Here is a 4,020-nt window from a genome sequence, read left to right as displayed (position 1 = left end):
GGTGGAGGCGGTCGCGGGTCGGGAGGCGGGGCTGCGAGCCCCGTTCCTGGCGACGGCGGCGCTCTCGCTGCCGCTGCTGTGGTACCTGGGGCGCCGGCTCTCACCGGCGATCATCCGGGAGGCCGAGGAGAACGCCGGGGACGGCGGGAACGGCGGGAACGGCGGGAACGGCGGGAACGGCGGGAACAACGCCGCCGCGGCCGGCGGCGGGGCGCCCCGGTGAGGGGGCCCGCTCCCCGGGGTGTCCGAACGGGGCCCGCCGACGGTCAGTCGGCCGCCTTTGCCCGGGCCCGGGCCCTCTCCCACTCCTCCGCGCTCAGGGCCTCGCCCGCCGCGAGGACCCGTGTGCGCAGCTCGGGCGCGGTGGTCCGGGAGCGGAACAGGAAGGCCACCGTGACCTCGTGGTCCGGCCGGTACGCGATCTCCACCGGGTCCCCGGCGCGGACCTCGCCCGGCTCCAGCACGCGCAGGTAGGCGCCCGGCGCGGCGTCCTCGGTGAACCGCTTCACCCAGCCCCGCTCGCCGAGCCACTCGGCGAAGGTGCGGCAGGGGATACGGGCGCAGGAGACCTCCAGCAGGACTCCGCCGATCCGCCAGCGCTCGCCGATGCGCGCGCCGCTCACGTCGATGCCCGCGGTGGTGAGGTTCTCCCCGAAGGAGCCGTCGGCCAGGGGTCGGCCCAGGACGGCCTCCCAGCGGTCGAGGTCCTCCCGGGCGAAGGCGTAGACGGCCTGATCCGGCCCGCCGTGGTGGCGCCGGTCGCCCACGAAGTCACCGACCAGTCCGGAATCCCCGCCCGTGCCCCGTCCGGGGGGCGGGGTCACCCGCACCGGACCGGAGACGGGACGCTTGGCGATCCCGGTCAGGCCGCTCTCGGCGGAGGTGTAGTCGACGGCCATCGCGCGGGCGGTGTTCACCGACAGCACCCGGGGGCCCGGCGGCGGGGCGGGGGAAGCGGACATGGGCTCACCCTAGGGGAGCCGGGGGAGAGCCGTCACCGGGATATCACCGGGCCCGGCGGGGGCGCGGGACCGCGCCCTGGCACACGTCGGCCCCGGTCCGACGGTGTCGGCCGGGGCCAGGGGTGGCGTTGGGAGCCGCGGACGGGGGACGAAGCGGGAGCGCGGTGGGGAGGCCGGCGCGTCGCCCGGCGGGTGGGGGCCGCGACGCCGGGGCGACCTTCACGTCACCTCCACGCGTCGTGCGTGTCTCCCGCACAGGGGGATGGAGCACCGCAGACCGCCGGATACCCGCCCGACGCGCTGTCGGGAAGGTGTCCGACGGCCTGCCGACACGCCACACACCGCTCCGGTCACGTGCCCCGCGGGCCACGCGACCGGGCGCTCCGGAATCCCTCCGGTTCTCGGCCCCGTCGGGCGGTCACTGCTCCGTGAGCAACCCCCTGCGCAGCTTGCCCAATGTGCGGGCCAGCAGTCGGGAGACGTGCATCTGCGATATCCCCAGCTCCTCGCCGATCTCCGACTGGGTCATGTTGCCCACGAACCGCAGGGAGAGGATCTGCCGGTCACGGGGCGAGAGCTCCGCGATCAGCGGCTTGAGGGACTCGACGTACTCGATGCCCTCCAGGCCGTGGTCCTCGTAGCCGATGCGGTCGGCGAGGGTGCCCTCGGAGTCGTCCTCCTCCGGTTGGGCGTCCAGGGAGCTGGCGGTGTAGGCGTTGGAGGCCGCCATGCCCTCCAGCACCTCCTCCTTGTCGATCTGCAGGCGCTCGGCCAGCTCGGCGACGGTGGGGGCCCGGTCCAGCTTCTGCGACAGCTCGTCGGTGGCCTTGGCCAGGTCGAGCCGCAGCTCCTGGAGGCGGCGCGGGACGCGCACGGACCAGGAGGTGTCGCGGAAGAACCGCTTGATCTCGCCGACGATGGTCGGCATGGCGAAGGTGGGGAACTCCACCCCGCGTTCGCAGTCGAAGCGGTCGATGGCCTTGATGAGGCCGATCGTGCCGACCTGGACGATGTCCTCCATCGGCTCGCTGCGGGTGCGGAAGCGCGAGGCGGCGAACTTGACCAGGGCGAGGTTCAGCTCGACCAGGGTGTTGCGGACGTAGGAGTACTCGTGGGTGCCCTCCTCCAGGGTGCGCAGCCGCTGGAAGAGCGACTTCGACAGGACCCGGGCGTCCCAGGGCTCGACCTCCTCGAAGGAGGATATGGCCGAGATCTGCTCCTTGATGGCCTCCATGGACGGGGGCGGGGGAGGGGTGTCCGCCGCCGGGCCCTCGGCCCGATCGAGAAGCTCGGTCGGGGAGTCCGCCGGGGAGTCCACCGGAAGGGTGTGGGTGATCTGCCGAATCTGCGTCTGGTCGACGTCGGGGGCGGGTGACATGGTGTCGTCCTCCGTAGGGTTCTTCGGCGTGTGGCGGCCGATGCCGTGCTGTGGTGCGGTGTGCGTGCCTCCATGGGCCGGCGCATTCGGGTCTCTTCTGCCCCCACCCTTACCGGGGATGCATGTCGGGAGGCAAATTCTTTATATCCGTGTTGTCCGTTTTTGCCGGTGCCGGTCGGCTGTTCGGGGGTGGACTCTGGGGATAAGGTGCGAACCTATCGGTAGGGTCCGGTTCCATTTCGGACCCCCGAGTGATGATGGTGGACCTTGAAGGGGTGTGCATGGATCGCGTGACGTCGGGGAGTGCCCACCGGCCACAGTTCGGGGTTGAGGTGCACCGGCGCGAGTCGGGCGCGGTGGTCACGCCGCGCGGTGAGTTGGATCACCATTCGGTCGATCTGCTGAAGGAGGCGATCGACTCGTGCATCTCCGAGAGTCGTTATCCTATCGTGATCGACTGCGCGGGGCTCGGTTTCTGCGACTCCACGGGGCTGAACACCCTTCTGGCGGCGCGCATGGAGATCGAGGAGGCCGGTGGCGAGGTGCACCTCGCGGCCATGTCGCCCGCCGTCTCCCGGGTGTTCGAGATCACCGGTGCGGACGCCGTCTTCCCCATGCACGAGACCCTCGAAGCGGCGTTGGCCGCCATCGAGGCCGGCTGAGGGATTCACCCGGCGTGGTCATCGCGAAGAATCCCCACGGGGTGTCCGAGGCGCGGGACCCCGTGCTCCGGGCTGCCCGGCCGCAGGGCCACCCCGTGACATCGCCCCGTCGGGCCGCCGCGTCCTGCGGATCACCGCAACCGCTTTCCACCCCCCGCCGGAACGACGACCGGCGCCTTCGCTCCCGGCGTAGCGCGGGTCACACGATTCACCCCGATCGGTGGGTGTCGTTCCGGGAACCCCGGGCAGGAGACCCGTCACACCGGACCGGAACGGAGAGTCCGGCGCGGAGGGGGGACCGGGTGGACAGGTCGTCCCGGCCGCGAACACCGCGATGGACGAAAGCGACGAGAAACCGATGGCGCGACGTACCACGGCACGCCGCACGGATCCCCCAGTGGGGCACCGCGCGTCCGGAGCGGCAATCACCGAAACGGCGACGAGGCGAGGGGAGGCGCGGATGAGCACGGCCCGGCCGTTCACTCACAGCGACCCCGGGCCCCAGCCGGACGTTCGGCGGCTGTCCCTGGCCGGAGCTCCCGGACCCGTGGTCCGGGCCCGCGACTTCGCCCGGGAGTCCCTGCAGGACTGGGGTTGGATCCCGCCGCGCGACGAGGAGGGGAGGGCGTCCACCGAGGACGTGCTGCTCGTCGTGTCGGAGCTGGTCACCAACGCCTGTCTGCACGGCGGCGGCCCACAGACCATGAGCCTGACCCGGGGCACCGACCTGGTGCGCATCGAGGTCACCGATCTGGGGGACGGCATGCCGGCGCCCCGGACCGGACGGGTTCCGGGACGTCCGGGGGGGCACGGCATGTTCATTGTGGAGAGGCTGTCCGTCGACTGGGGCATCCTGCGCGACGGCACCCTGCCCGGCAAGACGGTCTGGGCGGAGATGGCCGTACCCAAGTCCCTGGACTGAGCGGGCCCGGCGACCCCTCGGCCCGACGGACACGGACCCGGCGTGGAGGAGAGCGCCGGGACCGTGCGCCCGACCCCGGACCTGTCGCTTTTAAAC

Annotated in this window: 5 protein-coding genes; 3 read left to right on the top strand and 2 right to left on the bottom strand. The window is 72.2% G+C overall.

Translation table 11 applies throughout. The features are described from left to right. The coding region (locus FOE67_RS18840) for a hypothetical protein (protein ID WP_182665849.1) at positions 1-223 on the top strand (223 nt) is incomplete at its 5' end. A 43-nt stretch (positions 224-266) separates the two neighbouring features. Here the strand turns inward: FOE67_RS18840 and FOE67_RS18835 are convergent. Beyond that, positions 267-962 carry an MOSC domain-containing protein gene (locus FOE67_RS18835; protein ID WP_182665847.1) on the bottom strand — a complete coding sequence of 232 codons (696 nt, stop codon included), beginning with the start codon at positions 960-962 and terminating at the stop codon, positions 267-269. A gap of 418 nt (positions 963-1,380) precedes the next feature. Next, complete coding sequence (locus tag FOE67_RS18830; protein ID WP_228474035.1) at positions 1,381-2,340, bottom strand: RNA polymerase sigma factor SigF; 960 nt, start codon at positions 2,338-2,340, stop codon at positions 1,381-1,383. Positions 2,341-2,621: 281 nt separating this feature from the next. On the opposite strand from FOE67_RS18830, the gene FOE67_RS18825 reads away from it, so the two are divergent. Continuing rightward, positions 2,622-3,002 carry an STAS domain-containing protein gene (locus tag FOE67_RS18825; RefSeq protein WP_182665845.1) on the top strand — a complete coding sequence of 127 codons (381 nt, stop codon included), beginning with the start codon at positions 2,622-2,624 and terminating at the stop codon, positions 3,000-3,002. Positions 3,003-3,462: 460 nt separating this feature from the next. Continuing rightward, positions 3,463-3,924 carry an ATP-binding protein gene (locus tag FOE67_RS18820; RefSeq protein WP_182665843.1) on the top strand — a complete coding sequence of 154 codons (462 nt, stop codon included), beginning with the start codon at positions 3,463-3,465 and terminating at the stop codon, positions 3,922-3,924. Positions 3,925-4,020: the final 96 nt, after the last annotated feature.

The organism is Streptomyces calidiresistens (genome assembly GCF_014141525.1).
In the GTDB taxonomy this organism is placed as follows: Bacteria; Actinomycetota; Actinomycetes; order Streptomycetales; family Streptomycetaceae; genus Streptomyces; species Streptomyces calidiresistens.
This window is presented reverse-complemented; position numbering and strand designations above follow the sequence as displayed.

Bases quoted from the DNA above. Each gene is read 5' to 3' on its own strand.
- FOE67_RS18820 (WP_182665843.1), top strand. From the start codon at position 3,463: ATGAGCACGGCCCGGCCGTTCACTCACAGCGACCCCGGGCCCCAGCCG.
- FOE67_RS18835 (WP_182665847.1), bottom strand. From the start codon at position 962: ATGTCCGCTTCCCCCGCCCCGCCGCCGGGCCCCCGGGTGCTGTCGGTG.
- FOE67_RS18825 (WP_182665845.1), top strand. From the start codon at position 2,622: ATGGATCGCGTGACGTCGGGGAGTGCCCACCGGCCACAGTTCGGGGTT.
- FOE67_RS18830 (WP_228474035.1), bottom strand. From the start codon at position 2,340: ATGTCACCCGCCCCCGACGTCGACCAGACGCAGATTCGGCAGATCACC.